Here is a 26658-nt window from a genome sequence, read left to right as displayed (position 1 = left end):
AAGATGCAATAACTATGAAGTTTTAGGTACGAAAAAACCGATACTGTTCAACTATATCACAACGCCTTTTTGTATGCAATTTATTTTATAGACCGAACCCGGCAGAGTCTGCCGGGTTCTTTTATTAATATACAGGACTTGCAGCTGCCTCCCGATTGAACCGCAGACCGCTTCCCGTTATGATATCAGTATCATGGCTCAAGCAGGAGGTTTCATAAGAATGGCAGTATTCATGAATGAACAAATCAGAGCATCCGAGGTTGTGCTCACCGGACTAAGAGGCGAGAAGCTCGGTATAGTCTCCAGAGAGGAGGCACTGGGGATGGCCCGGACCCAAGGGGCGGATCTGGTCTGCACCTCGCTGATGAGCAGCCCCCCGCCCTGCAGCCTGATGGCCAAAGGCAAAGCAAAGGCAGCCGCGCAGAAGGAAGCCGCTTCGGCACGCAAGGCAGCCCCCGGACAGGCAGCCGGAAAGAGCGGTGGCAAGGAGAAGGTCAAGGAGCTGCGCTTCACCGCGCATATCGAGGAGCATGATTACGAGACGAAGCTGCGCCAGGCGGACAAGCACCTGCGCTCCGGCAAGCCGGTGCAGCTGGTTGTGCAGGCCTCCGGCGCCAAGGAAGCCGCCGCGGCCAAGACCGTGCTTGAGCGGCTGGTCGCCGACCTCAAGGAAGCCGGAGTCAAGGAAACCGGCCTCCAGACCGGCGGCAAAGGCTCGAAAGTGAAGTTGAATCCGCGCTGATCAGCCGGTATAATCGAGTAGGAGGGGGCGGCTAACCCCCGTCCTCTCACACCACCGTACATGCGGGTCCGCATACGGCGGTTCCAAAAGGTTAACAAAGCTCCAAGTAACGTGAAAGCAAACTTTTCAGCCCTTTCCCTTCCCAGTAGGAAGTGGGAAGGGCATTATTTGTGTTCCGGGACATTTCCCATGCGCCTCGCCGTGAGTTTGCCATTGTGAAACAGGCCCACTCGGGCACCCCAAGCGCCCGGAGTTCGCGGATTCGTGTGCGCACTCGTTTCCATTGTTTCCACAGGCACATTCGCAGCCTCCTCCGAATCCATTGGTCCAGCGTTTGGAGGTGTTTCTTCGCCGACGCCAGATGGAAATAGCCAAGCCACCCCATCACATACCGGTTCACTTGGCGAATTCGCTCTTCCATGGAAATGGACCACGTTCGATTCGTTAGTTCACGGATTCTTTCCTTGAATCGCGAGATTGTTTTCGGAGCTAATCGAATCGTTGCCTGCTTCTGACTCAGGAAACTGAAACCTAAGAACTTTCGGTGCCACGGTCTTGCTACCGCACTTTTATCCCGGTTCACTTTCAGTTTCAGCTTTCCTTCTACAAATCGGCTAACCGATTCCATGACCCGTTCGCCCGCTCGTTTACTCGCCACAAAGATATTACAGTCGTCCGCATAGCGTACAAAACGCAGCCCGCGTCCGGCCAATTCCTTATCCAGATCGTCCAGTAGAATGTTTGCCAAAAGCGGACTGAGCGGACCGCCTTGGGGCGTTCCTTCCCGGCTACGTTCCAGCTTTCCGTTCACCATAACTCCGGCGTTCAGATACGCACGAATCAGGATCAGTACTCTTTTGTCTGTCACTTTCCGCGCCACTCTTGCCATCAGCATGTCGTGGTTTATCCGGTCAAAGAATTTCTCCAGATCGAGGTCTATGACCCACCGGAGGCCACTTTGGATATATCTTTGCGCTTGTTTCACGGCGTCATGTGCACTTTTCCCCGGTCGAAAGCCATAGCTATACCAGGAGAACTCTGCGTCAAAGATCGGGTTCATGACTTGTAGAAGCGCCTGCTGGAGAAAACGGTCCATAACGGTTGGGATGCCTAGTAGCCTTACACCGCCTCCGGGTTTGGGGATTTCCACCCGTTTGACTGACGCAGGTCTGTAAGCCCCCGCTAGAAGTTCGGCTTTCACCGATTCCCAATGTGTTTTCAAATAAGCTTGTAGATTCGCTACCGTTACATTGTCCACACCGGGCGCTCCTCCGTTTTGTACCACTCGTTTATACGCGAGCCGAAGGTTGTCTCCTTCGAGCATTCGCTCCAGCAAGTTGCTCTCTGCTTCGCGAGAGGAAGGGGCGATTTGTGCCGACGAAGAACTCGGCGCTCCGGCATACCCTGGCGGCTTCACCGCTTCTCTTTGCCGTAAGCTCTCTTGCGAGATATTCTGCTGTCTTTGCACTTCATGCGAACGCATCGGTTTCCTCTCTCCTTTCGGTTCAGCCCTTCCGTAAACGCTGCAGCAGTTTACGTACTATGGCCTCTGCTGACTCCTGCCGGTTCAGCGCAGCCTCTCGGCTACGGTTACAAGTTTTTTTTTCCTTGCCCCTCCGGCAGGCCTCCCCAGATAAGAACGTCATCTTTCCGCCCGCACCTGCCCAAGTTTACGGCTGCAGCCCTTGGCAGCTTTGGATTTTGTCATGTATGGGTGACTCATCCGGCTGCAACCGCCTCAAATTGGATTCGCGTACCTCAGGTCGTGCTTTTGCCTCCGGCTTCCTTCAGATTCCGCCTCACGGTGGACACCCTTGCCCTTGGCTAACGGTAGGCGCTTGCCAGCCCCCGCTCGGGACTTTCACCCTAGAGATGACGCCCATGCTGGGCGTACGATGACAAAAGGAGCTTCCCGTGGCGGGGAGCTCCTTTTTGGATCTAGAACAACATATATAAATGTTAGATTAGGCGTGATTCCGCAAATCACCGTTGAACTTCCGAACAAATCGGCCACTGCAAGCCAAGTCAGCTCCTAAGAATTCCCCTTCTCCGCGAGCTGCTCCTGGGCAAGGCGGATCATTTCGCGGACCATGGAGCCGCCGATTTTGCCGCCGATATGACCGGCAGATTCCGTAGTCAAACCGCCATTATTGCCCGGCTGAAGGGGAATGCCCAGCTCCTTGGCGACTTCATATTTCACATCGTCCGGGTGGTTTGGATCAACGGTATACCCTTCACGCCTCATTACATCCGCTTTGAAGGTCTGCATTCCCTGTGCTGCTCCCGGTACTGCATATTTCCGGTTTCTTCTTGCCATCCAGATCACTCCCTTAGGGTATTTCCCCTACTTTTCCCCAAGGTCCCTTGTTTCATCCGCAAACAATCTTCCTGCATAGTCAGCAATCAGCTCGCGCATCGCAAGTTTGGAAATCCAGTGCTCCGGGATGCCGCTTAATCCGTAAAAGGCTCCGGCAATCTGGCCGTAGACCGCCCCGGTCGTATCGGCATCATTGCCCAGATTGACAGCGAGCAGCGCACCTTCGGCAAAGCTGGCAGAGTTGCGGAACGCCCACAGCGCCGCTTCCAGCGATTCCACCACATACCCGGAGCCTTGAATTTCAGGCGGTTCCTTAAGCTTGTAAGAGCCATTCATAATGCCCAGAATATGCGGTGTCAGCTGATCCTCCTGCAGCCAGCCGCCGAAAGCCTCCGGGGCCAGCATCTCCTGTTTGCTCCACCCGTGCAGTCCGGCGAGAATATAGGCCGCCAGCAGACGGCAGGCGCTGACACATTCCGCTGCGGCATGTGTCGTTCTGGAGCTGTCGGCCGCATACCGGATGGCATCCGAAGGATGAGCAGCGTAATACATGACGACAGGAGCCAGCCGCATAATCGAGCCATTCCCCGCAGCAAACGGATCGGCCGAACCGCTGTAGGCCTCTCCGCTCGCTTCATATTGAAGCAGCGCCGCCCGCGTAGCATTGCCGATGTCAAAGCATTCCCCGGTGCTGCTCAGATGCCCCTCACGGAACCATTTCAAATAACGCTGCATCTGGTCTGCAGGATCAAATCCCTGCTTTGAGAGCAGGCTTTCCGCCAGGCATAGTGCCATGGATGTGTCATCTGTCCACTGTCCCGGCTGCAAGCCGAAGACGCCGCCCCCTATGATATCCTCCAGCGGTGCAAAGGTGCCGGGGGCCTTGAATTCGGCCGTGGTTCCGAGCGCATCCCCTACCGCCAGCCCATGCAGACACCCCTGATATCGATCCGCATTCAAAGTCATACTGCATCCTCCTTATGCACTGACGGTCCCCAGAGTTAACAATATTCTCTGGGGACCGCCGGTTTCTTCAGAAGCATTTAATTATTGTTCGCCAGGATACTTAAGTCCCCACTGTGCCCGGACCTGATCCAGCAGCTTCAGAATCGCTACGGATTCATCCAGCGTCATAACCGGACTTTCCGTCAGACCGGCCTGCAGACAGCGGCCCACTTCCTCCGCCTCAAACGAATAGCCGACAGAAGCACGGTCATCCTCAAAGGTCTCTGCCAGTTCACCGCCGATATACAGCTCGGCCGCACGCGGATTCACCAGCGTGCCTTTCACAATAATATGGCCCTCGGTTCCGAATACATGAGCTTCCTCCAGCAGCTTGAGCCGGATTCCCCCGTTAAGCGAAGCGCTTTTTCCGCCGCCATAGGACAACAGCAGTGAGAAATGCTCATCCACCCCGGTCTCACCGATATGTACCGTACTGGATACGGACTCAGGATGAGGCCCTAAAACCATGGAAGCGAAGGATATCGGATAGATGCCGACATCCAGCAATGCTCCGCCGCCCAGCGCCGGATTCAGCAGGCGGCTTTCCGGATTCCAGTCGGCGCGGAAGCCAAGGTCTGCCTGGACCAGGCGGACGTCCCCAATCTTCCCTGCAGCAATCCACTCTCTGACTTTGACGTTAGCCGGGATATAGCGGCTCCACATGGCCTCCATCAGGAACAGCTTATGCTCGCGGGCATAGGCCACGACTTCTTCCAGCTCCCCGCTGTTCACCGTGAACGGCTTCTCACACAGCACAGCCTTGCCGGCGCGCAGGGCCAGCAGGGCGTTCTGTTTATGGAACGGATGCGGCGTCCCGATATAGATGGCATCCACCTCCGGGTCGTTCACCAGTTCTTCGTAAGTAGCATAGGCGACGGGAATGCCGTGATTCTTAGCGAATTCATCCGCGCTTTCCTGGGTGCGTGATCCGACAGCGTAAGCAATACCGTTACTGGCATGGGCCAGATCCGTTGCGAACTGGTGGGCAATCCAGCCGGTGCTGAGAATTCCCCATTTCACCTTGTAAGCGTTATCCATTGGCATTAAAGTCTCCTCCTGCAATAGTTTCAGTCTATTTGATTCTATCAAACTGTGCTTCTTGTGTAAAAGAATCTCCGCTAAGCTCAGACCATAGCCAGCAGCGCAAACACGCTTATTACAGAAAATCCGACCGTCACCAGAAGCGTAGCGGCGTTCCAGATCTGGTGATTCAGCGCGAGATTCTCAATATAGCTGCGGAGGAACAGCCTTCGCAGCAGCAGCTGAAGCAGCCGGATGAACCCGAAGCTGAGCCAGCCGAATAAACTCACTAATAGGACCTCGTAGCTCCCTTTGTCCACAAACCGGTCCGCCACCTCACCATTGTAATGAATAGGTACAAAATCGGGCATCTCCCGGTAAAGATACATATATAGCAAAACAGGAATGATGGCAGCGATACTGCTTAAGGTGAACGTCATTTTATTTTTGAACATCAGCTGCAGCCCCTTCTGTCTGAAGCAGCAAAATACGGTCCTTGAATCCGCCGCGGCGCTCTGCCTTCTCCGCACGGATCGCCTCCAGCCTCTCACTGTCTCCGCCATGGATTACAGCTAATGCCTGGATGACCTCAAGCATATCTGCCAGTTCCTCGAGCGCATGGTCGTCCTGTTCTTCCCTGAAGTACTCCTCTGCTTCCTCGCGCAGCTTCGCACGCAGTGCCTCTATGTATTCCTCAGTATCCAGTATTCTGGTGGCACAGGTCTTCCCCTGCGATGCAATCAGCGCCGGAATACCATCTCTTACAAGCTTGAAATACTCGGTCAAAATCAATCAGCCGCCTTTCATTCTATAATCGGCTATCCTTCAGCAAAGCTCCTTCCTCAGGCGCTCTACAAAAGGAATATCCGCCGGGGCAAAGTCGTATTCCGCCAGCTCGCCCCGCTCCACCCATCTGCAGGCATCATGGTCACTCAAGGCAATCTCTCCGCCCAGATACTCTGCCTTCCAGGCTACCAGTGTAATCTGTACGCTGCCATAATCATGCTCATGGCTTCCTAATGCTTCATAAGGCCGGATGGCGATCCTCATTTCCTCCATTAGCTCTCTGCGCAGACACTGCACGGCATCTTCGCCGGCTTCCAGCTTGCCTCCGGGGAATTCCCACAGTCCTGCCTGCGCTTTGCCTGGTTTCCGCCGGGCGATCAGTACCTGTCCTTCTTTATTATGGATAATCGCCGCCGCTACTTCAATCCTCATTTTTTGCTCCTCCGGACCGGCACTCAACATTTACGAGAGATGCCATTTTGTGGTTTTATATGGTAAAATATGAATTGCATACTAATTAACTGTTCTTCACTAGCTCCATAGAATAAATGTAGTTTTCGGGGAGGCTAAACGTGAAATCTATTTTCAGACCGGATGGCAGGAATGAGGAACAGAGCGCGAACCCGTCGCTTAGTCTGCGCATCAATATATTTTTCTTCGGCACTTTTATTATATTCTGCATTATTATTGTCCGTCTTGCCATTCTACAGTTTGTTGAGGGACCCACGCTCACCGAGGTCGAAACGAGCCGGGATACCAAAAACGTGCCGCTTGCTTCGATACGCGGAAATATTTTGGCAAAGGGCGGAGAAAAGCTGGCCTATTCCACCTCGGTGCAAACGCTTTATTTCTCCTTGACCACTGACTATACGGAAACCGTAACGGACAAAACAACCAAATTAACCTCACGGTCGCCCGAAGCTACCACCAAAGCTAATCAGCTTGCCGCCGACCTTGCTGCCGATTTCGCCAAATACGGGGCCAAGGTGCCGGAAGATGAAGTGATTACGAAGGATGCTGTGCTGAAAGCCATGGACCTCGACTCCAAAGTCTATTCGGGCTTCATGCTGCGGCCGATCAAACGCGGTCTGGTTAAAGAGGAAATTGCCTACTTCATGGAGCATAAGGACAAGTATCCGAATCTCACCGTCAGCGAGGAGGATGAGCGCCACTATGATCCGGACACAGTAGCTGTACAGACGGTCGGATATATCAAGCCTTTTAAGAAATCGAAAGAGAGCCTTGATATCTATCTGAACATTCAGGCTGCCATGAGAAAGGACGCTGACCCCGGCCTGGCGTACAGGGATGATGAATTCGTCGGTTTCGACGGCCTTGAGCTGCAGTATCAGCGGGAGCTGCGCGGGCGCAACGGCTACCTGACCGTAGGTGTTAATGCCAAGAATATGGCCGAGGGTATTGAAGCCATTGTACCTCCTGTCAAAGGCAATGATGTATGGACCACCATCGATAAGAACGTTCAGCTAAAGACGGAGCAGGCGATTCTGGATCAGATTAAATGGGTACACAGCCATCCGGTGCAGGGCAAGGTTCACCCTGATGCCAAGACCGGCTACGCCGTTGCCATGGAAGTCGATACCGGCAATATTGTGGCAATGGCCAGCATGGAGGATTATGACACCAATATATGGACTTCAGGCACTCTGCCAAAAGAGATATATAACGAGATTCAATTGAATTATCAGAACGGTACCGTCACCCCAATTTCCTCCGGACGCTCCGGGCACAATTTCGATTCTGCTGTATTCCTCGGTTCAGTGATCAAGCCGCTGACCGTATTGATCGGCCTGAACGAAGGGTTCATTACAACACGTACAACCTATACCGACAAAGGCAGCACAACCTTCGGCAGAGCCGGATATGAGACTACCGTCCGCAACGCAGGCGGCCATGCCTACGGATTTTTCAATTCTCCGGCTGAAGCCATAGAGAAGTCCTCCAACGTCTTCATGATCGATATGGTCGGCAAAAAACTCTATGAGAAGTACGGCTCTGAGGGAGTCAATGTCTGGGATAAATACATGAGGGAGTTCGGGCTGGGGGAGCGGCCGGGCAGCGGACTGCCGAATGAGCATAAAGGCCTGATCAACTATGTGAAAGAGGCAAAAAGCGGTAGCGCCCAGTCAGCGCTGGTCTTTGCGTCATTCGGGCAGCAAGGCCGCTACACGGCGCTGCAGCTGGCCCAGTATGCCTCCACGCTGGCGAACCAGGGAGTCCGGATCAAGCCACAGCTTGTCAGCAAAATCACAGATCAGTCCGGCAATATCGTCAAGACCTTCGGCAGAGAAGTGCTGAACGAAGTGAAGTTCGACAAAGCATACTGGCGTGAGGTCATCAAGGGTATGAACACCTCTGTGAGTGCATTCGAGGATTTCCCTTATGACTTTGCACGTAAAACCGGTACCTCCCAGCAGCAATATACGGTTAAAAAGAGCAGTTACCTGGCGGACAACGGCGTCTTCATCGCCTTCGCCCCCCGCGAGAATCCCAAGCTGGCCGTCGCCGTTGTCATTCCCGAAGGGGGATTCGGTTCCAACAGCGCCGCACCCGTTGCCCGCAAAATTTTTGACGCCTATGATTGGGAATACGGCCTTGATGGAACACCGAAGAAGAATATTCCGCCTGTGAAGGATGAAACTAAGCAGTGAACAAAAAACAAGCTCATTCCATAAACGGAATGAGCTTGTTTTGCTGATAATAGCGAATTTGTAATGGGTAGAAGCTTTTTATATTTGGCCTGCTCACTATATTACTTGCTTAGCACAAGCTCCAGACGCACTTCAAGATCATTCTCAGTATCCAGCACGATCGAGTGCGGGTTCTTCATACCGAAGTCTGCAAAGGTTACGGTTGTCGTCCCCGACAGCATAAGCTGTCCACCGCTGTACACTGCCTGCGAATCGAAGGTAACCTCTTTCTCTATTCCTTTTACGGTAAGCGTACCCGTCATCTGTACCGGCACCGCAGTCCCTTCCGTCCATTCCGCCGGCAGCTCAGAGAAGGAGCTCACCGTAAATGTCGACTGCGGGAACTCTTCTACATTCAGGAAATCCGCGCTTTTTACATGCTCGTCCCGTTGTCCTTCTCCGGAATCCAGCGCACTCATCTCTATCGAACCTTTGCCTGTCATGGAGGCTGAGTCATCCAGATTGACATTCCATGTCCCTTGAACGGAAGCATCTACGAAATTGACCGTTTCTTTGGAGGTCGTAACCGACCAGTATACTTTCGAAGTGTCGGCAATATTCCAGGCACCGTTTAATTGTTCTGATGTAACTGCAGCGCCTGTTGCCGCCGCCGCATTCGCTACTCCCGTTCCCGAGTTATTCGTTCCCTGTTCCTGTGCAGGAATGACGGACTCGATTTCCACGTTATTGCCCAGGCTGTTGTTCAGTAACGTAAATGCTGTGATTGCCCCCACGATTACAACGCCTGTGGCTGCCCACACCCATGTTTTCTTCTTCATCCTTATTCCCTCCATTTAAAATTTTTCTCTGCCTTGTCCGGCTAGCTCCCATTCTAACAAAGCAATATGTCGGGAATAAGTCAAAGCACCGCCCGGTGTTCTGTGGTAAAATGTCCGCTAAAGGAGGCTTGTTTTCCATGAAATCCATTCTGATCGTTGAAGATGAGGCTGCGATTGCCCGTGTGCTAGGCGCCTATCTGAAAAAAGCCGGCTTCCAGGTTACCCATGCCGCCGACGGGGCAGCCGCACTTGAAATTTTCGGGGCATCGCCCCCTTCCCTTATATTGCTCGACATTATGCTGCCGAACATGGACGGCTTTGAACTGCTGGGCCAGATCCGCAAAATCAGCAGCTGTCCCGTCATCATGCTCACTGCCCGGGACGGCATTAAGGACCGGCTGGCCGGACTCGACGGCGGTGCCGACGATTATATGTCCAAGCCGTTCATCCCCGAAGAGGTTGTAGCCCGGGTGAACGCCGTGCTGCGCCGTCCTTCCCAGTGGTCGGACGGCAGCGGCAAACGCCACTTCGGCAGCCTGTTTGTCGATTTCAGCGCCCGCAGCGTCTTCCTGAATAACGCTGAGGTCAGTCTAAGCCCGCGCGATATGTCCGTCCTGCTGTTCCTGGCCGAGCGTCCAAATCAGATCTGCACCAGAGACCAGCTGATTGAGCTGGTGTGGGAGATGGACTATGAAGGCAGCGACCGGGCTGTCGATCTGTCCATCAAGAGACTGCGCCAGGCGCTCTCGCACTGGCCGGCTGAAGAAGGGGAGATCCGCACGCTGCGAGGGACGGGGTACCAGTTATGGACCGTATGAAGCAGCCGCCGAGACGTACCTCCATCCTCTCCTACTGGACGCTCCGCTATCTGATTATTATCAGCATTGGGCTTCTGCTCACGGCACTGGTAACTTTCTGGTGGATTCAGCAGGAGGCGATGAACAACCGCATGCAGACCACCGCACTGCTCGCCCAGGAGATTGCAGACCGCAGTGTCAGCAGCGACGGAACCATGCAGATCAGCCCAACCTTGGCCAAGCTGGTGGAAGACCGCAAGCGCTTCTTCAAATTAACGCTGGAAATGTGCGTGATTATTACGGACCCGGAGGGTAAACTGCTCTTCTCTGAGCCGTCCCTGACCCAGGAAGAGATGAACCATAAGCTTAATGACACGCTGTCCGGCTCGCGAAGTCCGGAATTCAAGGCCGCGGTGGCCCAAATTCAGCATGGCCGCGAAACCCTGGGGCAGGTTGTCGTCCTCCAGTCCAAACGTTCGCTGCGCCATATCCCCCAGGAGGAGATTACCTTCTTCTCCGTTCTGATTCTGTTCCTGATCATCCTGAGCTGGCTGACCATCTACCTCTTGTCAAGCAAGCTGGCAAAGCCCATTCAGCGGGTAGCTGCCGCAGCGTCACAGATTAGCAGCGGGGAGTACAATATTATTCTGGACACAGGGGCCAAAGAGCGGGAAATCCATGAGCTGCTGCTCTCCTTCCAGGAGATGTCTGGCAAGCTGCAGCAATTCGAGCAGTCCAGGGCGGTTATGCTGGCCGGAGTTTCTCATGAGCTGAAAACACCAGTCACGTCCATCAAAGGACTGGTTCATGCCGTCCGAGAGGGTGTGGTTGAAGGCGATGAAGCCGAAGAATTCCTCGACATCGCCCTGAAGGAGGCGGGCCGGCTGCAGCGCATGGTGGCCGATCTGCTGGATTACAATGCCCTGACCGCCGGCATCGTGGCCGTCCGGCATGACCGGCTGGATGCCGCTCCGCTGCTGGCGGAGATCGTCTACCAGTGGAAGCTTACCCAGTGTGAATCGGTCAGTGAACCGGTGCTTCAGCTGCCCGAGAAGCCGCTCTATGTGCGGGGAGATCCCCTGCGCCTCCAGCAGATCATCGTAAATCTGCTGAACAACAGCGTACAGGCTGCACTTCCGGGACAAAATCTCCAGCTGACCATTAGCCTGGCCGCCATTCCGCAGGGATATGCCGAAATTACCGTCACCGATAACGGGCCGGGCATTTCGCCGGACATCAGCGGCAGAATCTTCGAAGCGTTCTTCCGCAGCAGTGACAAGCAGAGCACACTTCGCGGCCTGGGGCTGGGCCTGACCTTCAGCCGTCTGCTGGCCGAAGCGATGGGCGGAAGCCTGGTGCTGGGAAGCAGTCCCGCCCAAGGCTCCACCTTCGAGCTGATCCTGCCGCTCCATGCTTAAACCAGTAGCGAAGCGGCAGCTGTAGTCCCGCGGGCCGTCAACGTGGTATAATCACTTGCACCGATTTGACAATAACTTTAACGAGAACCGTGAACCGGAGGCTGTATATGCTAACTTTTGAACAGAAATTGGCGATATTTGATTCCTATCCAGAGCTTGAGCGGAGGAATGTCTCGCTTGGCCGGGTGAACTACCATTTCGAAGGCAGCCGGCATGACAAAAAAACCGTTGCTTCCCATCTTCATCCCAACGGCAACGGCTTTGTATACGCAGGGCTGCTGCGGGGCTATGAAACGGATAACAAGGGTCTTGTAAATATCCGCGATTATTCCGAAGCCGGACTGCGGGAGCTGATTGAGGCATCCATTGCCTCCTTGACCATGTACATTCCGGAAGCTCCTGCGCCTAGTAAACGCAAGAAGAAACCGGCAGCAGACCCGGCTGAGACCCTTTGGATGAATGAGGAAGGCAACAGCCTTAGTCTGAGATTCGAAGAAGACTTATGGTATCTCTATGCCGGACTTCAGCTGGAAATGGCCTTCGAAACCCTTGAGGAAGCCCACGAGTATCTGGCGGAAGAAGGATTTACTCCTGGCGTGCAATAACATGTATTCTCAAATGATTGTAGCCTTAAAACAAGCCTGCAAGCCCCGCAATCTTCATTGGGGGCCTGCAGGCTTTCTTCATAATTTATAGGTTATGAATTTTATTATTGTATTTTATTTATTTATTTAATATCATATGAAATATTACAGTTTATGATATATATTAGCCTTTACTCAACTGGAGGTATTAAACAAGCTCAAACTTTATCAAAATCCTATGAAAATACTTAAATATCACAATATTTACAGGGATTCAAAGAAGAAACGGGTTAGAATAACGACAATATTGAAAACGCTTTAAATAAGTGAAGCCTGAATTCACTTTATCTTCTCTCTCAGGTTTTATTTTATATATATAAATAATAAAGCACATCATTGGGAGGTCATTATGTCTATTTTTTCGAAGTTCCGCATTCCCCGGCTGCAAACAAACATGTCGCTGCGCACCAAGCTTACTCTAACATTTGCTGTTGTATTGCTTGCTCCGGTGCTCGCTGTCAGTATTCTGTCATATCAAACAGCCAAAACAGAAATCAGCGATCAAATGAACGGCGGTGCGAAACAAAATGTTGAGCTATTGAACGCCGTAATCACTCAATTCACTTCAGCTGAAATCGCGAACACCAATTATTTGTCCGGTTTAATTAGCTCATCCGTGTATACCGGACCGGATGCCACGCTTCAAAGAGGCATTCTGGATCCGTTCTATAAGACACATCCGATGATGTCCAGTATCGAGTTTGCCGCCGAAGACGGCTATTACCGCAATGTTCAGGGGAAGGAATGGGCCGGCGAAGGCGACTTCCGCGAGCAAGAGTGGTTCACTGCCGCTATGGAGAACTCGGAGGTTCATGTATCCTCTCCTTACATATCCGCAATAACAGGTGACTTTGTTATCGGCTTGTCAAAGGCAGTGTCTGATGCCAGCGGTGTTGTGCGGACCGAAGTTAAGATCGATGAACTGACGGCAATTGCGGATACTGTCAAAATCGGCAAAAATGGTTACGCATTAATTGTTGATAATGCTCAAAAGCTGGTCTTCCACCCTACTCTTCAGAGCGGAGAAGCCGTCAAGGCAGCCTGGATCGGCAATCTCTTTGCCGGAGATAGCGGACAATTTAATTTCACTGCGGACGGTGAGGAGGAGTCCATGTCCTTCGTCTCTAATCCAATGACCGGTTGGAAAATCGGCGGTGTGATGTATAACAAGGAATTCACGGAGGAAGCCCGTCCTATCCTTAACCATACACTGCTTGTAGTGAGCATCTCCGTTATCATTGCCGGATTCCTGATCTCATTTATCCTCATCCGCCTGGTCCGGACACTCAAAATTATGCTCGTCACAGCGGATACGATCAGCAACGGGGATTTATCGGTGCGGATTCCGCTCACGGGCAAAGATGAACTCGGCCTCTTGAGCCGCAGTTTCAACGCTATGGCAGAGAATATCCACAAGAGCATGAACAGAATTCATGGTGCTTCCCTGACTCTGGCTGCCTCTTCACAGGAGCTGAGCGCAAGTGCCGGCCAAGCTACACATGCCGCCGAGCATATCGCGGAGTCAGCGGAGAATATCCATGTAGGTGCCAATCAGCAAGAAAATCTGCTCGTCGAGAATCATGAAGTGATCTCCTCTATTACGGAGCGGATGAATGAAATTGACAGCTATGTGACCCAACTGGACGAGCTCACGAGCCAAGCCGGGGCAATCTCGCTTGCCGGAAGCACCGGTGTGCAGCATGTCGTCAACCAGATGAGCGCTATTCAGAGCAGTACCGAACAGCAGTCGCTGATTATCGGGGGATTAAACAGACAATCGCATGAGATCAGTGAAATTATCAAGGTGATTCATGAAATCTCTTCGCAGACCAATCTGCTTGCACTGAATGCCAGCATTGAGGCGTCCCGCGCTGGTGAGCATGGCCGGGGATTCGCTGTTGTTGCCGCTGAGATCCGTAAATTATCTGAACAAACCGCCCAATCCACCCAGTCCATCAGAACGCTCGTTGATCAGATACAGACAGGGACTTCAGCTGCGGTATCCTCTATGAAAACAACAGCCGATGAGGTCCGCAAAGGCATTGAGGTTGTTGAAGAATCCGATCATAATTTCAAAAGTATTTTACAGGCTGTAAATCCACTGGCAGAAATGAGCAGCGTCCTGCGCGGTATTACTTCAGAGATTGCCGAACAGTCCTCACGGATGGCGTCGTCTCTTCAGAATGTCATCGCGATAGCCGGTGAGAACTCCGGCGGCACTCAGAACGTTTCCGCCGCCATCGAGGAGCAGCTTGCTTCGATGGAGCAGATCTCCGCTTCGGCTGACCATTTGTCCCATACAGCCGAGGAACTCTCTCTCATTGTGGAGAGCTTTAAGCTCTAATCCAAGTACAACGCTCGTACCGGGCAGGAATGTCAAACTCTCCTGCCTGTACGAGCGTTTCTTTTATATGAATACCCGGTATTAAGATTTTACCGCTGTACATTCAGCACTTCTTCCGGAATTTCAATCTTGGAAAGGGTATTATACTTCCCTATGGTTGTCTTCATCCTCGTCTCCGTGTACATCCCATACCCGCCAGTTCTGTTGTCGGTCACCATTTCATCTTCTGTCCGGGTCGGCAGGTAGGTCTGTTTGTTAACACAGTACGTTGTGCTCATACTCTTCACAGCAGATATCTCCTGGTCAGGTAACTCTACACTGCTGTACTGAACCCGGTAATAGGCTGTAAAATCCTTCATTTGGTCACCGGATGCCCGGGCGCTCAGTACATAGTCATCGCCTTCCTCTGTTACCTTCAAATAAGGAAGAATTGTTTTAAGCTGCTCCATCCGCTCCCTGGGGCTGGCCGACTGCAGCACGATGCCCCCAATATTGCCGGATATATCCTTAGGCATTTCACGCCAATGTCCGTCCATAGATATGAACAGCCTGTTATCAGTGTAATATTGCTCAATAAGCTGTTCACCTTTTCCTGATAATTTGATCCGGCTGGCCTGATGCATTTGCAGCGGGCTCAGCACAACCTCAGTGGTCGAATTCGTCTCCGAAGACTGCAGGTCCTTCTTTTCGCTCTGTGCCATATGTATATTTGACCAGGTCTGCGACTCCTGAACGAAACTGCTAAGCCCTTCGCCGGCTTCCGTTATTTTCGCAATTAACTCTTCTGCTGTAGGCACTGCCACTTCTTGCTCCGGGCTTTCCTTCACAGTGCCATCTTTGGCACAGCCAGCCAGGCCCAACACTACGGCCACTCCCACCAGCAATACTTTTCCCCATCTGTTCAACATGCCGTCCTCCCAAGTTGCAGCGCAGATTGTTCAACCGTTTCTCAAGATGGGATTATACACCAGAGATGGAATGCCAACTATCAAAAAAATCCAAAATGAACTCTATCAAGACGCGGTAAACTATGGTTAGATGAAGGAGAAGGCCAAACCAAAGAGAGAAAGAAGCGTGAACCCGCATGAGTTTTGAAATCGTAGAGGCTACAATCCCGGAAATTCAGGCCGCACTGGCAGCCGGAGAGATCACTTCCAAAGAACTGGTTCTCATGTATTATGAGCGCATTGCCGATCATGACAAAAACGGCCTGACGATTAACTCCGTGCTGGAGATCAATCCGGATGCGCTGTTCATTGCGGAATCTTTGGATGTGGAACGTGCGCTGCAGGGTCCAAGAGGCCCGATGCATGGCATTCCGGTCTTGCTCAAGGACAATATCAATACAGGGGATAAAATGCATACCAGTGCGGGATCGCTGGCTTTGGCGGATTCTTTTGCCGGGGAAGATGCCTTTATCGTTACGAAGCTGCGCGAGGCCGGAGCCATCATCATGGGCAAAGCGAACATGACGGAATTCGCCAACTTCATGACGAATGGCATGCCGTCAGGTTACAGCTCACGCGGAGGCCAGGTGCTGAACCCTTACAATATCTCGACTCCGACCGGCGGCTCCAGCGCCGGCTCCGCTGTAGCCGTCGCCTGTAATTTCTGCACAGTATCGGTGGGAACCGAAACCTCCGGCTCCATCCTCAATCCCGGCAATCTCGGGTCGATTGTGGGAATTAAGCCGACGGTAGGCATGCTCAGCCGCTCCGGCATTCTTCCGCTGTCGAACACGCAGGATACTGCCGGGCCAATGGGAAGAACAGTCCGTGATGCTGTTCTGCTGCTGAATGCCATGCTCGGCCGGGACAACAGTGATGCGGCGATGGGCACTAGCGCGGGAAGGCTGCATGAGGATTATACGGAATTCCTTGATCTGAACGGTCTGCAGGGTGCGAGGATCGGCATTCCCCGGGACTACTATTTCGAAGAATTAACGGAAGAACAGCTGGCACTGTTCAACGCTTCCGTGGACAGAATGCGTGAGCTTGGCGCAACAATCATCGACCCTGCTGACATCCGCACCGCGCGCGAGATCAAATATTCCTCCGTGGTGCTGAACGAGTTCAAAACCTCCATTAACGCTTATCTGGCCCGGCTCGGCCCGGGTTCGAAGGTACGGACCCTAAAGGATATCATTGACTTCAACCATGCCCATCCGGTAGAAACGCTGCGCTATGGTCAAGCTACACTGATCGATGCCGAATATACCTCTTCAGGCACTCTGACAGAGCCGCAGTATTTGCGTGACCGCGCCACGGATCTGAAGCTCTGCAAGGAGCAGGGCATCGACGCGACCATGAAGGAGTACCAGCTGGATGCCCTGCTGTTCCCGGCCGACTTTGGCGCACGGATCACCTCCAGATCAGGATATCCCTCCATCGTCGTGCCTTCCGGCTACACCTCGGCCGGTGCCCCGTTCGGAGTGACGTTCTCGGCCCAGGCTTATCAGGAGCCGCTGCTGATCAAGCTGGCCTATGCCTATGAGCAGAATTACAAGGTCCGCAAGGCACCTTCGCTGCAGAGCTTTATTTAAGCAGCAGCTCTCGTCAATCCGCGGCTATGCCCATGTGCCTGTTGCCTGCATGTGACAGGCTCCAGGTGCGGAGCTCGTAGCTGCGGATGCCTGAGAGAACATACGGATCACGCTCCGCAACCGCCTCTGCCTCTTCCCGGGATTCTGCCCGGATAATTACCATCCCGCCGGGAGCATCGTTAAACGGCCCGCATAGCACCAACTGACCCCTGCGTTCCAGCTCCTGTAGATGCTGCACATGCCCGCGGATAATCTCCATATCTCTGCGGTCCTGCTGTGTGGGGCTTAACAGAATAACATAACAAATATCCTCTTCCGCCTGAACAGAATTCATCTTCCTTCCTCCTCCTTCGATAAAGAAAATGACTTTTTTTCAATCAGAGCTTTTATTCAAAATCCCGCTGGTTTTCCTCGTCGGCAATATTCTGGATTTCCTCCGCAAACATCAGATAGAGGCCATAGTCGCTCTCCGCATGCAGCTTCAGTGCCCGTTCCTTGAAATATTTCGCGCTTCCTTCAGCGGCATCCTCATCATAGAACAGCAGAATGGCATCGCTTTTGCGGAACAGCAGATTATCTCTGGCCCGGAACTGCCAGCTGCCGTCATAAGGGGCATTGCTTACCGCTCCATAATAATCCGCTCCGGCCACAATCCTCCGGTATTCGTTCTGCTTGTCCTCTTTCCACTTCTCTTCCGGGTTGGCATGAGCCGTAATGATCCCCAGCTTCAGAAGCGGATATTTACGCTTCAGCTCCAGTACCACCTCGCAGGCCCAAAGATCCACACCATATTGGCCGGGAGTAATGATCCAATCCACTCCGTCCTCAATGAGAGGAATCAGCCTTGCGGCTAGCGCTTTTTTGATATAGGCGATACCCTGATGCTTATTGTCAAAAATCCCGAGCTCATGCGCACGGTAGCCTGTTACCAGTAGGGTTGTCATGTGCAGCCTCTTTCCTAGAAGGTTGTATCTGTACTCCACTCTACTATATAAATTGAACTTGAAATAAACATTTAGGAAAAAGTGGCGGAAGAGAAGTTTGGAACTGTAGGAGCGGTAGCGCCCGCCTTTGTATGCAGATTTCAACCGCTAAAAGCGGTACAAATCAGGAAATCTGCATACAACAGCGGCCGGAAGTCCAAATGTTCTCTGGAGTCACGGCCTTCCCAAATGGAATAGGCAGTTCAATTTATATAACCATTATATCTCAATTGGGCAGTCAATCTTTTCTGAAATATTTACCAAGCTTTAAGCTGACATTCAGGACGCTCTGCTAATTGAATATCCCAATACTGCGGACAATTATTTTTTACAGAAATGACTAAACGAAAGCAGACTTTGGAAAACTTCATGTACACAGCAATTTATACAGAAAGTTGGGGTTGATTTCATTGTTATCTTCCGTTATTTCTCATGTCCCCGGCTGGGATGTCTTTTTTCAGGCGGGAATTGCACTGCTGTTCCCTCTGGCTGTAAGCCGTCTTTATAAAGCACTGTATTCCCTGGTAGGCAGTGGCAGAGCGGTGGAGTCGCCGGGCAGCAGCGTGAAGAAACGCAAGGAGCAATCCGGTGCTCCGGTGTCCTCCTCTTCGCAAGTCCGGCAAGGCTTCAGCGGGAATTATACCGCAGACCTTCAGTCTATTAAGTCGGCTATCGGAAGGAACTCTGATCTCCATTTCAAGGAATTTACTATAACCAGGCTGCAGAAACAGGCGGTGCTTATTTATGTAGACGGCATGCAGAACGATAGAAATCTGAATTTGCAGATTATGCAGTTTCTGATGTTCGAGGCAACAGCTGATTCCTTCTTCGCTTCCGGATTAGCCGGACAACGCCTGCCGTTCAGCCAGCTGAGCGAGGCCAGCGATCTGGCGGACTTCAATCAGTCCGTCCTGTACGGATATGCCGGACTGCTGATTGAGGGGCTGCCGCAAGGCCTGCTGATCCAGCCCCCGGAAGCAGACAGCCGTTCACTGGACGAGCCTGTTTCGGAAGCACTGCTGCGCGGACCCCGGCTGGGCTTCTCTGAGTCGCTAAATGAGAACACCTCCATCTTACGCCGCCAGGGCAGGAGTGATCAGCTGGAGATAGTCACTCACCGGTCCGGTAACCGGATTCAGAAGGATCTGGTTATCGCTTATATGAAGGATATTGTCAATCCGGAGCTGCTGCAGGAAGTCGAGTCACGCATCTCCAAACTGGATATCGATTTTCTTGCAGAATCGGGATATATCGAGCAGCTGATCGAAGACAATTATTTAAGTCCTTTCCAGCAGGTACAGAACACTGAACGTCCTGACAGGGTGATCAGTGCGCTGCTGGAAGGACGGATTGCGATTCTGCTGGACGGAACCCCCTTCGCGCTGATTGTTCCGGTTACCTTCAGCATGCTGCTGCAATCTCCGGAAGACTATTATGAACGCTGGCTGCCGGGATCGCTTCTGCGGATGCTGCGCTTCGCGGCCTCCTTTCTGGCGCTGATGGCCCCGGCTCTCTATATATCGTTCATTTCCTTTCATCCCGGACTGATCCCGACGGAGCTGGCACTCTCTATTATTGAGACCCGCCAAGGAGTCCCTTTCCCCTCAATAATCGAAGTGCTGATTCTTGAGGTTTCGATTGAAATTCTGCGCGAAGCCGGCATCCGGCTGCCTAAACCGGTCGGTCCGGCAATGGGTATCGTCGGCGGCCTCATTATTGGCGATGCTGCCGTAAATGCAGGGATCGTCAGCCCCTTCCTGGTCATTGTCGTTGCAGTCACCGCGATCTCCTCCTTCTCTATTCCAATGTACAGTGCCGGAATAACGCTGCGGATTCTCCGCTTTGTCGGGATGGGATTTGCGGCCCTGCTGGGGATGTTCGGTACAATCCTCTTCTTCCTGCTGATCTGCAGCCATCTCACCAAGCTCAAGAGCTTCGGTGTGCCCTACCTGACGCCTGTATCCCCGTTTCGGGCAAGGGACTGGAAGGACCTGTTCTTCCGTGCACCGCTTACTCTGATGAAACGCAGACCGGCAATGATGAAGACGCTGGACAGCAAACGTAAATCGTAGCTACATGTTAAGAGAGGAGGCAGTATCATGTTTACCCGCACAGACGACAATATCACCGCTACACAAGCAGCGGTATTCCTCAATAACACGGTGCTAGGCGCCGGGATTCTGACACTGCCGCGGGGCGTAAGCCAAGCTGTGAAGACTCCTGATTCCTGGCTGTCGGTATTGCTCGGGGGGATCATCGTGATGGCTGTAATTGTCCTCATGGTAAAGATAAGCCAGCAGTTTCCCGGAAAAACTATTTTCCAGTATGCCGGAAAAATCGTAGGCCGGGTACCGGGAGCACTCCTTTGCCTGCTGCTAATTATCTATTTTCTAATTCTCGCAGGCTTTGAGATCCGCTCGCTCGCCGAGGTTACGCTGTTCTTTCTGCTGGAAGGCACGCCAATCTGGGCGATTATCCTGCCTTTTATCTGGGTGGGAACCTACCTCGTATACGGCGGAATCAATTCTATCGCCAGGGTCTTTCAGATTCTGTTTCCGATCAGCATCATGATTCTGCTCATCTGCTAAGGGTTCAGCCTGCGGCTATTTGATATTAACAACCTGCGCCCTGTGCTCGGCAGCGGGATTCTGCCGGTGATCAGCGGTCTGAGGTCAACAGTGCTTGTCTATAGCGGGTGTGAGGTCGTTATGACACTTGTAGCGTTTATGCAGAACCCTCGTCAGGCTGTAAAAGTAATGCTGGTCGGAATCGGCATTCCGATCGGCCTCTATCTGCTGACAGTAATTATGGTCATAGGCGGACTCTCTATCGATTCGGTGATCACAAGTACCTGGCCGATCATCGATTTGATCCGCAGCTTCGAAATTCCCGGATTTCTGTTCGAACGGATGGAGTTTCCGCTGATGGTGATCTGGCTGATGCAAATGTTTTGTAACTTCTGCAGTTTCTTTTTCCAGGCTTCTCTAGGCCTCTCCCAAATTTTCAGCCTGAAGATACATGCGGTCATTTACTTGCTGGTACCGGTCATTTTCATCTCTGCGATGGTGCCCAAGTCCGTTAGCGAGCTGTTCAGTCTGGGGGATATGATCGGTAAAGCGGGAATTGTCCTGTTTCTGCTTCTGCCCCTGTTGCTCTCGGTCATCTGGCTCATCCGTACGAAAGGATTGAAGCAGCATGTGTAGACGGTTGATACCGCTTCTCCTCTGTCTCTTCCTGCTTGCTGCCACACAGTCCGGATGCTGGAGCAGCAAAGAAATTGAGGACCTGGCAATTTATACCGGACTCGCTCTGGACACAGGCAAGCTGACAAAGGCTGAACAAGAGCTGGAAGAACAAGGCGTCACCTATTCCAAGCGGGATAAAGTTACGGCAACGGTCCAGATTGTACCCGTGAAACACGCAGGCATGGAAAAGCAGCAGGGGGGCCCACGGCCTACGCCTTATCTCAACATCTCCGGAACCGGAGATTCCGTACTGGAAATCTTCCGCCAATATTCTATCAGGAACGAACGGCCGATCGTTGGTCATCATCTGAAGGTCATTGTTGTCTCAACGGAATTGCTGAAGCGGCAATCGATGGAACAGCTGATGGATTTTGTACTCCGTGACAATGATATCCGCCCAAGCACCTTGGTTTTTATCAGTCAAGGCCGGGCAGAGGAGACGCTTGTCTCCAAGCGGACCGATGAAATCCCCTCCTTTCACCTCAGAGATATGATCCATGGTCAGAAAAGAACAAGTAAGGTGATGGACCCGGTCATCATTTCCGAACTGGATGCACTCATGCATGCCAAGCGGAGTTATGCTCTGCAGAATCTCGTTACCGCGGGTGGGGAAACTGAGTTCTCCGGAGCTGCTGTGGTAAAAGGAGACACGGGGCACTGGATCGGCACCTTGTCACAGGAAGACACGGAATGCCTCTCCTGGCTGACCAATAAAGGCAAGGCTGGCGCGATCAAAGCCTATGATCAGGATGATGAACCGATGACCTATGAAATGAAGGCTATGAAGAGCAAAATCAAAGCCCTTGTCGACGGGGATGTTATTTCGTTTGAGGTCTCCATCGAGACGGAAGGCCGGCTGATCGAAACCTGGAGCAGCTCAAGTGATGCCGATTCAACAGAATATACAGATAAGGTAGGCCGAATATTCGAAGCTAAGCTGGAGAAGATGATGGAGAAGATGATGAGTAAGCTGCAAAAAGAGTATAAAGCCGATGTAGCCGGTTTCGGAGAAGCGCTCAGCATCCAGTATCCCCAGGTGTGGAAAAAGGTCCAGGACCGGTGGGACGATACATTCAGCCGCTCCGAAGTCCGTTTTAAATATGATTTGAAAATAACCGATTTCGGCTCCTTTACGGAATAGCTGTAAAAAAACCCCGGCACCCCTCCCTTTCAGGAGAGTTGCCGGGGTTTGGGCTATTTGCGTTCTATTTGTTATCGGACAAGATCAATACGCCGCGGCCCGGAACAACAGCGGTGCCGCTGAAGCTCTTGCCGGTCAGCAGGTCGGTGCGCTCAGCTGCACCAATGTCTGCGCTTAGCTCGCCTTCGTGATGATTCAACAGGAACAGGTAGGATACGCCGTCTTTCACACGCTGTACCGATTCGATTCCCTCTGGTGCGTTTACGAGCGGCTTGATGCCGTTCTCTTCGCACAGATTCCCCAGGAAGCTTTGCAGGAAGCCGGCTTCAGGGCTCGATGCTACATAGTAGGCTTTGCCTTCACCGAAGCTGTTCACAGTCAATACCGGCATGCCCTTGTAGAAATCGGTACCGTAATGGGCCAGCACTTCTGCTCCTTCGGAATGGATCAGATCGCAGAGCAGATCGCATTTGTAGGTCCCGCTTAACGAACCCCACTCCCCGTTCATCACGATTTCATTGCTCATGTCCGGCAGCAGCGCATCAATCTCCTCAGCCCAGATGCCAAGCACCTTCCGCAGCTCGCCCGGATATCCTCCAACCGTAACCAGATCATTCTCATCAACGATCCCGCTGAAGAAGGTGGTCACAAATGTCCCGCCAGCCTTAACGAAGGCTTCCACTTTCTCGGCGAAGCCCGGTTTAATCATATATAACACCGGTGCGATCACGATTTTGTATTTAGACAGGTTCTCTTCGACACCGATCATATCGGCTTCGATATTCTGCTGATAGAGAGCATTGTAATATTTATGCACTTCTTTTACATAATCAAGGGCTACAGTAGGTCCGCTCGACAGATCAAGTGCCCAGCGGTTTTCCCAGTCATAGATGATGCCGATCTGCGCTGCACTGCGTGCATCCAGCAGCTTGTCGCCAAGCCGTTCCAGCTCCCGGCCCAGCTCTGCGCATTCGCGGAAGACCCGGGTATGCTCATGGCCCACATGCTCAATGACCGCACCGTGATACTTCTCGCAGGCACCGATGGAGCGGCGCAGCTGGAAGAACAGCACGGTGTCCGCACCGCGCGCTACCGCCTGGTAACTCCACAGACGCATCACACCAGGCCGTTTCAATGAGTTATACGGCATCCAGTTCTGCTGGCTCGGCGTCTGCTCCATCAGCATGAATGGCTGTCCGTTCTTCAGACCGCGCATCAGATCATGCGTCATCGCCGTATGGCTGACCGGAGTGTCCAGAGCCGGATAGTTATCCCATGAGATGATGTCCATATGCTTAGCCCATTCGAAATAATCCAGCTCCGGGTAAAAGCCCATCAGATTGGTCGTTACCGGAATATCCTTGCTGTGTTCCCTGATTGCCTCTTTCTCAATTTTGTAACACTCAAGCAGGCTGTAAGACATGAACCGGCGGTAGTCAAGGGAAATCCCCTGGATATTGGTCCGGTTACCGTTCCACTCTTCACTCAGCTCATTTGGAACAACGATTTCTTCCCAGTCATAGAAGGTATGACCCCAGAAGCGGGTATTCCAGGCTTTGTTCAGTGTATCCAGTGTGCCGTAACGTTCCTTCAGCCAGACGCGGAAAGCCGCCGCAGACTGCTCGGAATAATCATATCCGCCATATTCATTGGAAATATGCCAGGCCACCAGAACCGGATGATCCTTATAGCGTTCAGCCAGCTTGCCGGCCAGTTTGGCTGCATACTTGCGGTACACCGAACTGTTCGGATTAGAGTTATGGCGTCCGCCGAATTTGCGCTTTCTGCCCTGCACATCCACACGGGTCACTTCAGGATAGCGGTGTGCCATCCATGCCGGATGTGCTCCAGTGCCTGTGGCCAGACATACATAGGTTCCATTCTTATATAGGCGGTCCATCAATTCATCCAGTCCGGAGAAATCATATACGTCCTCGGACGGCTGAATCAGGGCCCATGAAAATACATTGATGGTCGCCACATCGATTCCCGCCAGCTTGAACATCCGTTCATCCTCTGCCCAAACCGGGGCATCCCATTGCTCTGGGTTGTAGTCTCCACCGTACCAAATCTTCGGCAATTTATCGTTGATCACACATCGCACTTCCTTTATAGTATAAGTATATTCTTAGTTTAACCTTTAAACTTAGTGCGATAAATATAAAATTTACACCGGAACATATAATAATATGGTACAACTACGAGGTGATTCTTGTTGCTAACGCCAGCCCCCCGCAGAATTGTGTTTGCCCAGGAAAACAGGGAGCATCTGCCCATTACGCTTGATAGCATGGGCTATAATCCTGATCAGGAAAAGGTATCGCGTCCGGACGGCTATCATGTCTATCACTGGCTGCAGACAGCCTCAGGTGAAGGGATTATTCATTTCGAGAATAAAAAACTCACGCTTGCCGCAGGCAGCGGCGTACTGCTCCTGCCGGGTACCGGACACCGCTACGAATCACTTTCCTCCCAGCATTGGTGCACCTATTATCTTACGTTTGGCGGGGGCTCATCCCAGCATATCCTCGAGACTTTAGGCATGCAGGCCAATGCCTTCTACCGCTGGGAAAGTGAAGCTCCGCTGACCCGCATGCTGCAGGAAATGCTTGACCGGCATGATGCTGCCGCAGACATGTTCAGCCTGGGCGTGTCCACCGATGCTTATCGTTTCCTGCTTACTCTCAGTAAATATGGACAGTTACATAACAATACTGCCATTTCGCGAAACGTGGACAAGCTGCAGCCGCTCCTGAAATGGATGGACAACCACTACGGTGATCCCGGCATCGGGCTGTATGATCTTGCTTCCCAGCTTGAGGTATCAGGCCGGTATCTCAACAGCCTATTCCTGCAGACCTTCGGGCTATCTCCCTATGCCTATTTCGTCCGCTTACGCATCCGCAAGAGCAAGGAACTGCTCGTAAGCCAGCCGGACCTGACCGTAAAAGCGATCTCCCAGCTCGTCGGTTTCCGAGATGTCAGCCACTTCGTGGCCACCTTCCGCAAGCAGTCGGGAACGACCCCGGATCAGTTCCGGCGGCTGCACTGAATTCATGAGAGCATACAAACAGCGGCACCCGGGTAGTAACCCCCGGGTGCCGCTGTTTTCGTATGGGTGGACGGTTTGAACCCAATGCCTGCCCCGTCTTAATTACTAGCTGTTCCTCTGCCTTCCGCCGCGAGAAGGTCTGTCCTGCATACCGCTTCCGGCAGATGCACCTTCAGCTCCTCAATGAACTCCCGGAAAGCACTCGTCATATACAGATCACGCCGCCGGATGAATACAGTCGGCACCTCGGCGTACCGCTCCGGAAACGGATAGCAGGAGATGCCTTCCGTAATATTCATCCGCCTGAAATAAGATACCGGCAGCACTGCAAATCCTATGCCGGCCCTAACGCAGCCAAGCAATCCTTCCATCGTCCCGAACTCCATTACCTTCCCGAGCCGGAAGCCTTCTTCCCTGAGCCACTCCTCAAGCCTCGCACGGTAGAGGCATTCTGCATTCAATATCAGCAGCGTCTTATCATGGATCGAAGAAAGACCCCGATAACCGATCGTATCCGGAATAACTAGTCCCAGCTGCTCGTGGATGACCAGCTCCTGGACGATCTCCGGATGCTCGACCGGCCCGTCCATGAACGCCCCATGCACCACATGCTGCAGGACAGAATCGATCAGATCAGCCGCCCGTCCGATCTGCAGTTGAACCTCAACATCGGGGTAACAGCCGCGGTAAGCGGACAGGATCGCAGGCAGACGTACGGCAGCAGTCGTATCGGATCCAACCGTAATTGTTCCCTTCGGAACCGGGGAATCAAGAACTGCCTGCTGTGCTTCCTCCAGCAGATTAAATATCCTAACCGTATATTCCATGAGCGTCTGCCCGGCTGAAGTCAAGGTGATGCCTCGGCTATGCCGGTAAAAAAGCGGAGTCTTCAGCTCCTGCTCCAGCTGCTGAATTCTCGCTGTCACATTCGACTGCACATAGTTCAGGCTTTGGGCCGCTTTGGATATACTCCCTTCCTCGGCAACCGCCTGAAACACTTTAAGAAGTCCAATATCCATCATCCGCCCTCTCCCCCTCGGATCAGCCATCAGCCGCAGTGATGCCCTCCATCATTTCCCTTCATTATACAGGAACTGGTCCATGGAATATGATGAAAATATAAATCAAATTAATT

At 52.5% G+C, this 26658-nt stretch carries 23 protein-coding genes and 1 pseudogene; 11 read left to right on the top strand and 13 right to left on the bottom strand.

The genetic code is table 11. From position 1 onward, the window contains the following. Positions 1 to 220 precede the first annotated feature (220 nt). Positions 221 to 742: a translation initiation factor IF-3 gene (gene infC, locus JRJ22_RS03660; RefSeq protein WP_206103278.1), complete on the top strand. Its 522-nt coding sequence runs from the start codon at positions 221 to 223 to the stop codon at positions 740 to 742. A 91-nt stretch (positions 743 to 833) separates the two neighbouring features. On the opposite strand, the gene ltrA is transcribed toward infC, so the two are convergent. The 7 genes from ltrA to mutT form a co-directional block, all read right to left on the bottom strand. Beyond that, positions 834 to 2225, bottom strand: a complete 1392-nt coding sequence (gene ltrA / locus JRJ22_RS03655; RefSeq protein WP_206103180.1) for a group II intron reverse transcriptase/maturase — start codon at positions 2223 to 2225, stop codon at positions 834 to 836. Between the two features lie 549 nt (positions 2226 to 2774). Continuing rightward, a complete protein-coding gene (locus tag JRJ22_RS03650; protein ID WP_206103277.1) occupies positions 2775 to 3059 on the bottom strand; it encodes an alpha/beta-type small acid-soluble spore protein in 285 nt (94 codons plus the stop codon). Between the two features lie 27 nt (positions 3060 to 3086). After that, entirely contained in the window at positions 3087 to 4025 is a 939-nt protein-coding gene (locus JRJ22_RS03645; protein WP_206103276.1) for an ADP-ribosylglycohydrolase family protein, read from the bottom strand. An 81-nt stretch (positions 4026 to 4106) separates the two neighbouring features. Continuing rightward, complete coding sequence (locus JRJ22_RS03640; RefSeq protein WP_408637863.1) at positions 4107 to 5108, bottom strand: Gfo/Idh/MocA family protein; 1002 nt, start codon at positions 5106 to 5108, stop codon at positions 4107 to 4109. Positions 5109 to 5188: 80 nt separating this feature from the next. Beyond that, positions 5189 to 5539, bottom strand: a complete 351-nt coding sequence (locus tag JRJ22_RS03635) for a DUF1648 domain-containing protein (protein WP_206103275.1) — start codon at positions 5537 to 5539, stop codon at positions 5189 to 5191. Continuing rightward, entirely contained in the window at positions 5526 to 5870 is a 345-nt protein-coding gene (locus JRJ22_RS03630; protein WP_206103274.1) for a nucleoside triphosphate pyrophosphohydrolase, read from the bottom strand. Before JRJ22_RS03630 ends, JRJ22_RS03635 begins: the two co-directional genes overlap by 14 nt. Positions 5871 to 5909: 39 nt before the next feature. After that, positions 5910 to 6302, bottom strand: coding sequence for an 8-oxo-dGTP diphosphatase MutT (mutT, locus tag JRJ22_RS03625; RefSeq protein WP_206103273.1), 393 nt, complete (start codon positions 6300 to 6302; stop codon positions 5910 to 5912). Between the two features lie 140 nt (positions 6303 to 6442). Here mutT and JRJ22_RS03620 point away from each other — a divergent pair, with 140 nt between their 5' ends. Further along, positions 6443 to 8539, top strand: a complete 2097-nt coding sequence (locus JRJ22_RS03620; protein ID WP_206103272.1) for a peptidoglycan D,D-transpeptidase FtsI family protein — start codon at positions 6443 to 6445, stop codon at positions 8537 to 8539. A gap of 101 nt (positions 8540 to 8640) precedes the next feature. On the opposite strand, the gene JRJ22_RS03615 is transcribed toward JRJ22_RS03620, so the two are convergent. Beyond that, positions 8641 to 9357, bottom strand: coding sequence for a YceI family protein (locus JRJ22_RS03615; protein WP_206103271.1), 717 nt, complete (start codon positions 9355 to 9357; stop codon positions 8641 to 8643). 137 nt (positions 9358 to 9494) lie between these two features. Between JRJ22_RS03615 and JRJ22_RS03610 the strand changes: the two genes are divergently transcribed. The 4 genes from JRJ22_RS03610 to JRJ22_RS03595 all read left to right on the top strand — a co-directional run bounded on the left by JRJ22_RS03610 (position 9495) and on the right by JRJ22_RS03595 (position 14560). Continuing rightward, complete coding sequence (locus JRJ22_RS03610; RefSeq protein WP_206103270.1) at positions 9495 to 10175, top strand: response regulator transcription factor; 681 nt, start codon at positions 9495 to 9497, stop codon at positions 10173 to 10175. Beyond that, complete coding sequence (locus tag JRJ22_RS03605) at positions 10163 to 11572, top strand: sensor histidine kinase (protein ID WP_206103269.1); 1410 nt, start codon at positions 10163 to 10165, stop codon at positions 11570 to 11572. The genes JRJ22_RS03610 and JRJ22_RS03605 overlap by 13 nt, the downstream gene beginning before the upstream one ends. A 107-nt stretch (positions 11573 to 11679) precedes the next feature. After that, positions 11680 to 12177 (top strand): hypothetical protein, encoded by a 498-nt coding sequence (locus tag JRJ22_RS03600; protein WP_206103268.1) that lies wholly within the window; start codon positions 11680 to 11682, stop codon positions 12175 to 12177. A gap of 388 nt (positions 12178 to 12565) precedes the next feature. Continuing rightward, on the top strand, positions 12566 to 14560 hold the full coding sequence (locus JRJ22_RS03595) for a methyl-accepting chemotaxis protein (RefSeq protein WP_206103267.1): 1995 nt from the start codon (positions 12566 to 12568) through the stop codon (positions 14558 to 14560). 89 nt (positions 14561 to 14649) lie between these two features. Here JRJ22_RS03595 and JRJ22_RS03590 read toward each other — a convergent pair whose 3' ends face one another. Next, positions 14650 to 15468, bottom strand: coding sequence for a DUF6612 family protein (locus JRJ22_RS03590; RefSeq protein ID WP_206103266.1), 819 nt, complete (start codon positions 15466 to 15468; stop codon positions 14650 to 14652). A gap of 176 nt (positions 15469 to 15644) precedes the next feature. On the opposite strand from JRJ22_RS03590, the gene JRJ22_RS03585 reads away from it, so the two are divergent. Then, entirely contained in the window at positions 15645 to 17102 is a 1458-nt protein-coding gene (locus JRJ22_RS03585) for an amidase family protein (protein WP_206103265.1), read from the top strand. 13 nt (positions 17103 to 17115) lie between these two features. Here the strand turns inward: JRJ22_RS03585 and JRJ22_RS03580 are convergent, their stop codons facing one another. Both JRJ22_RS03580 and JRJ22_RS03575 read right to left on the bottom strand, forming a co-directional pair. Beyond that, positions 17116 to 17436, bottom strand: a complete 321-nt coding sequence (locus JRJ22_RS03580) for a YciI family protein (protein ID WP_206103264.1) — start codon at positions 17434 to 17436, stop codon at positions 17116 to 17118. 52 nt (positions 17437 to 17488) lie between these two features. Beyond that, a complete protein-coding gene (locus tag JRJ22_RS03575) occupies positions 17489 to 18046 on the bottom strand; it encodes an SLOG family protein (RefSeq protein ID WP_206103263.1) in 558 nt (185 codons plus the stop codon). 449 nt (positions 18047 to 18495) lie between these two features. Here JRJ22_RS03575 and JRJ22_RS03570 point away from each other — a divergent pair, with 449 nt between their 5' ends. The 3 genes and pseudogenes from JRJ22_RS03570 to JRJ22_RS03560 all read left to right on the top strand — a co-directional run bounded on the left by JRJ22_RS03570 (position 18496) and on the right by JRJ22_RS03560 (position 22471). Continuing rightward, positions 18496 to 20157 (top strand): spore germination protein, encoded by a 1662-nt coding sequence (locus JRJ22_RS03570; RefSeq protein ID WP_206103262.1) that lies wholly within the window; start codon positions 18496 to 18498, stop codon positions 20155 to 20157. 27 nt (positions 20158 to 20184) lie between these two features. After that, positions 20185 to 21288: pseudogene (locus JRJ22_RS03565) on the top strand (GerAB/ArcD/ProY family transporter). After that, complete coding sequence (locus JRJ22_RS03560; protein WP_206103261.1) at positions 21281 to 22471, top strand: Ger(x)C family spore germination protein; 1191 nt, start codon at positions 21281 to 21283, stop codon at positions 22469 to 22471. Before JRJ22_RS03565 ends, JRJ22_RS03560 begins: the two are co-directional and overlap by 8 nt. 64 nt (positions 22472 to 22535) lie before the next feature. Here JRJ22_RS03560 and JRJ22_RS03555 read toward each other — a convergent pair whose 3' ends face one another. Continuing rightward, positions 22536 to 24566: a beta-galactosidase gene (locus tag JRJ22_RS03555; RefSeq protein WP_206103260.1), complete on the bottom strand. Its 2031-nt coding sequence runs from the start codon at positions 24564 to 24566 to the stop codon at positions 22536 to 22538. Positions 24567 to 24686: 120 nt separating this feature from the next. Between JRJ22_RS03555 and JRJ22_RS03550 the strand changes: the two genes are divergently transcribed. Further along, entirely contained in the window at positions 24687 to 25523 is an 837-nt protein-coding gene (locus tag JRJ22_RS03550; protein WP_206103259.1) for an AraC family transcriptional regulator, read from the top strand. Positions 25524 to 25621: 98 nt separating this feature from the next. Here the strand turns inward: JRJ22_RS03550 and JRJ22_RS03545 are convergent, their stop codons facing one another. Further along, positions 25622 to 26545, bottom strand: a complete 924-nt coding sequence (locus tag JRJ22_RS03545; protein ID WP_232381019.1) for a LysR family transcriptional regulator — start codon at positions 26543 to 26545, stop codon at positions 25622 to 25624. Positions 26546 to 26658 lie beyond the last annotated feature (113 nt).

The organism is Paenibacillus tianjinensis, from assembly GCF_017086365.1.
Taxonomy (GTDB): domain Bacteria; phylum Bacillota; class Bacilli; order Paenibacillales; family Paenibacillaceae; genus Paenibacillus_AQ; species Paenibacillus_AQ tianjinensis.
This window is presented reverse-complemented; position numbering and strand designations above follow the sequence as displayed.

What these genes read in the sequence shown, in the direction of transcription:
- infC (WP_206103278.1), top strand. Translation starts at nt 221, where the DNA reads ATGGCAGTATTCATGAATGAACAAATCAGAGCATCCGAGGTTGTGCTC.
- ltrA (WP_206103180.1), bottom strand. Translation starts at nt 2,225, where the DNA reads ATGCGTTCGCATGAAGTGCAAAGACAGCAGAATATCTCGCAAGAGAGC.
- JRJ22_RS03650 (WP_206103277.1), bottom strand. Translation starts at nt 3,059, where the DNA reads ATGGCAAGAAGAAACCGGAAATATGCAGTACCGGGAGCAGCACAGGGA.
- JRJ22_RS03645 (WP_206103276.1), bottom strand. Translation starts at nt 4,025, where the DNA reads ATGACTTTGAATGCGGATCGATATCAGGGGTGTCTGCATGGGCTGGCG.
- JRJ22_RS03640 (WP_408637863.1), bottom strand. Translation starts at nt 5,108, where the DNA reads ATGCCAATGGATAACGCTTACAAGGTGAAATGGGGAATTCTCAGCACC.
- JRJ22_RS03635 (WP_206103275.1), bottom strand. Translation starts at nt 5,539, where the DNA reads ATGTTCAAAAATAAAATGACGTTCACCTTAAGCAGTATCGCTGCCATC.
- mutT (WP_206103273.1), bottom strand. Translation starts at nt 6,302, where the DNA reads ATGAGGATTGAAGTAGCGGCGGCGATTATCCATAATAAAGAAGGACAG.
- JRJ22_RS03615 (WP_206103271.1), bottom strand. Translation starts at nt 9,357, where the DNA reads ATGAAGAAGAAAACATGGGTGTGGGCAGCCACAGGCGTTGTAATCGTG.
- JRJ22_RS03610 (WP_206103270.1), top strand. Translation starts at nt 9,495, where the DNA reads ATGAAATCCATTCTGATCGTTGAAGATGAGGCTGCGATTGCCCGTGTG.
- JRJ22_RS03605 (WP_206103269.1), top strand. Translation starts at nt 10,163, where the DNA reads ATGGACCGTATGAAGCAGCCGCCGAGACGTACCTCCATCCTCTCCTAC.
- JRJ22_RS03600 (WP_206103268.1), top strand. Translation starts at nt 11,680, where the DNA reads ATGCTAACTTTTGAACAGAAATTGGCGATATTTGATTCCTATCCAGAG.
- JRJ22_RS03595 (WP_206103267.1), top strand. Translation starts at nt 12,566, where the DNA reads ATGTCTATTTTTTCGAAGTTCCGCATTCCCCGGCTGCAAACAAACATG.
- JRJ22_RS03590 (WP_206103266.1), bottom strand. Translation starts at nt 15,468, where the DNA reads ATGTTGAACAGATGGGGAAAAGTATTGCTGGTGGGAGTGGCCGTAGTG.
- JRJ22_RS03585 (WP_206103265.1), top strand. Translation starts at nt 15,645, where the DNA reads ATGAGTTTTGAAATCGTAGAGGCTACAATCCCGGAAATTCAGGCCGCA.
- JRJ22_RS03580 (WP_206103264.1), bottom strand. Translation starts at nt 17,436, where the DNA reads ATGAATTCTGTTCAGGCGGAAGAGGATATTTGTTATGTTATTCTGTTA.
- JRJ22_RS03575 (WP_206103263.1), bottom strand. Translation starts at nt 18,046, where the DNA reads ATGACAACCCTACTGGTAACAGGCTACCGTGCGCATGAGCTCGGGATT.
- JRJ22_RS03560 (WP_206103261.1), top strand. Translation starts at nt 21,281, where the DNA reads ATGTGTAGACGGTTGATACCGCTTCTCCTCTGTCTCTTCCTGCTTGCT.
- JRJ22_RS03545 (WP_232381019.1), bottom strand. Translation starts at nt 26,545, where the DNA reads ATGATGGATATTGGACTTCTTAAAGTGTTTCAGGCGGTTGCCGAGGAA.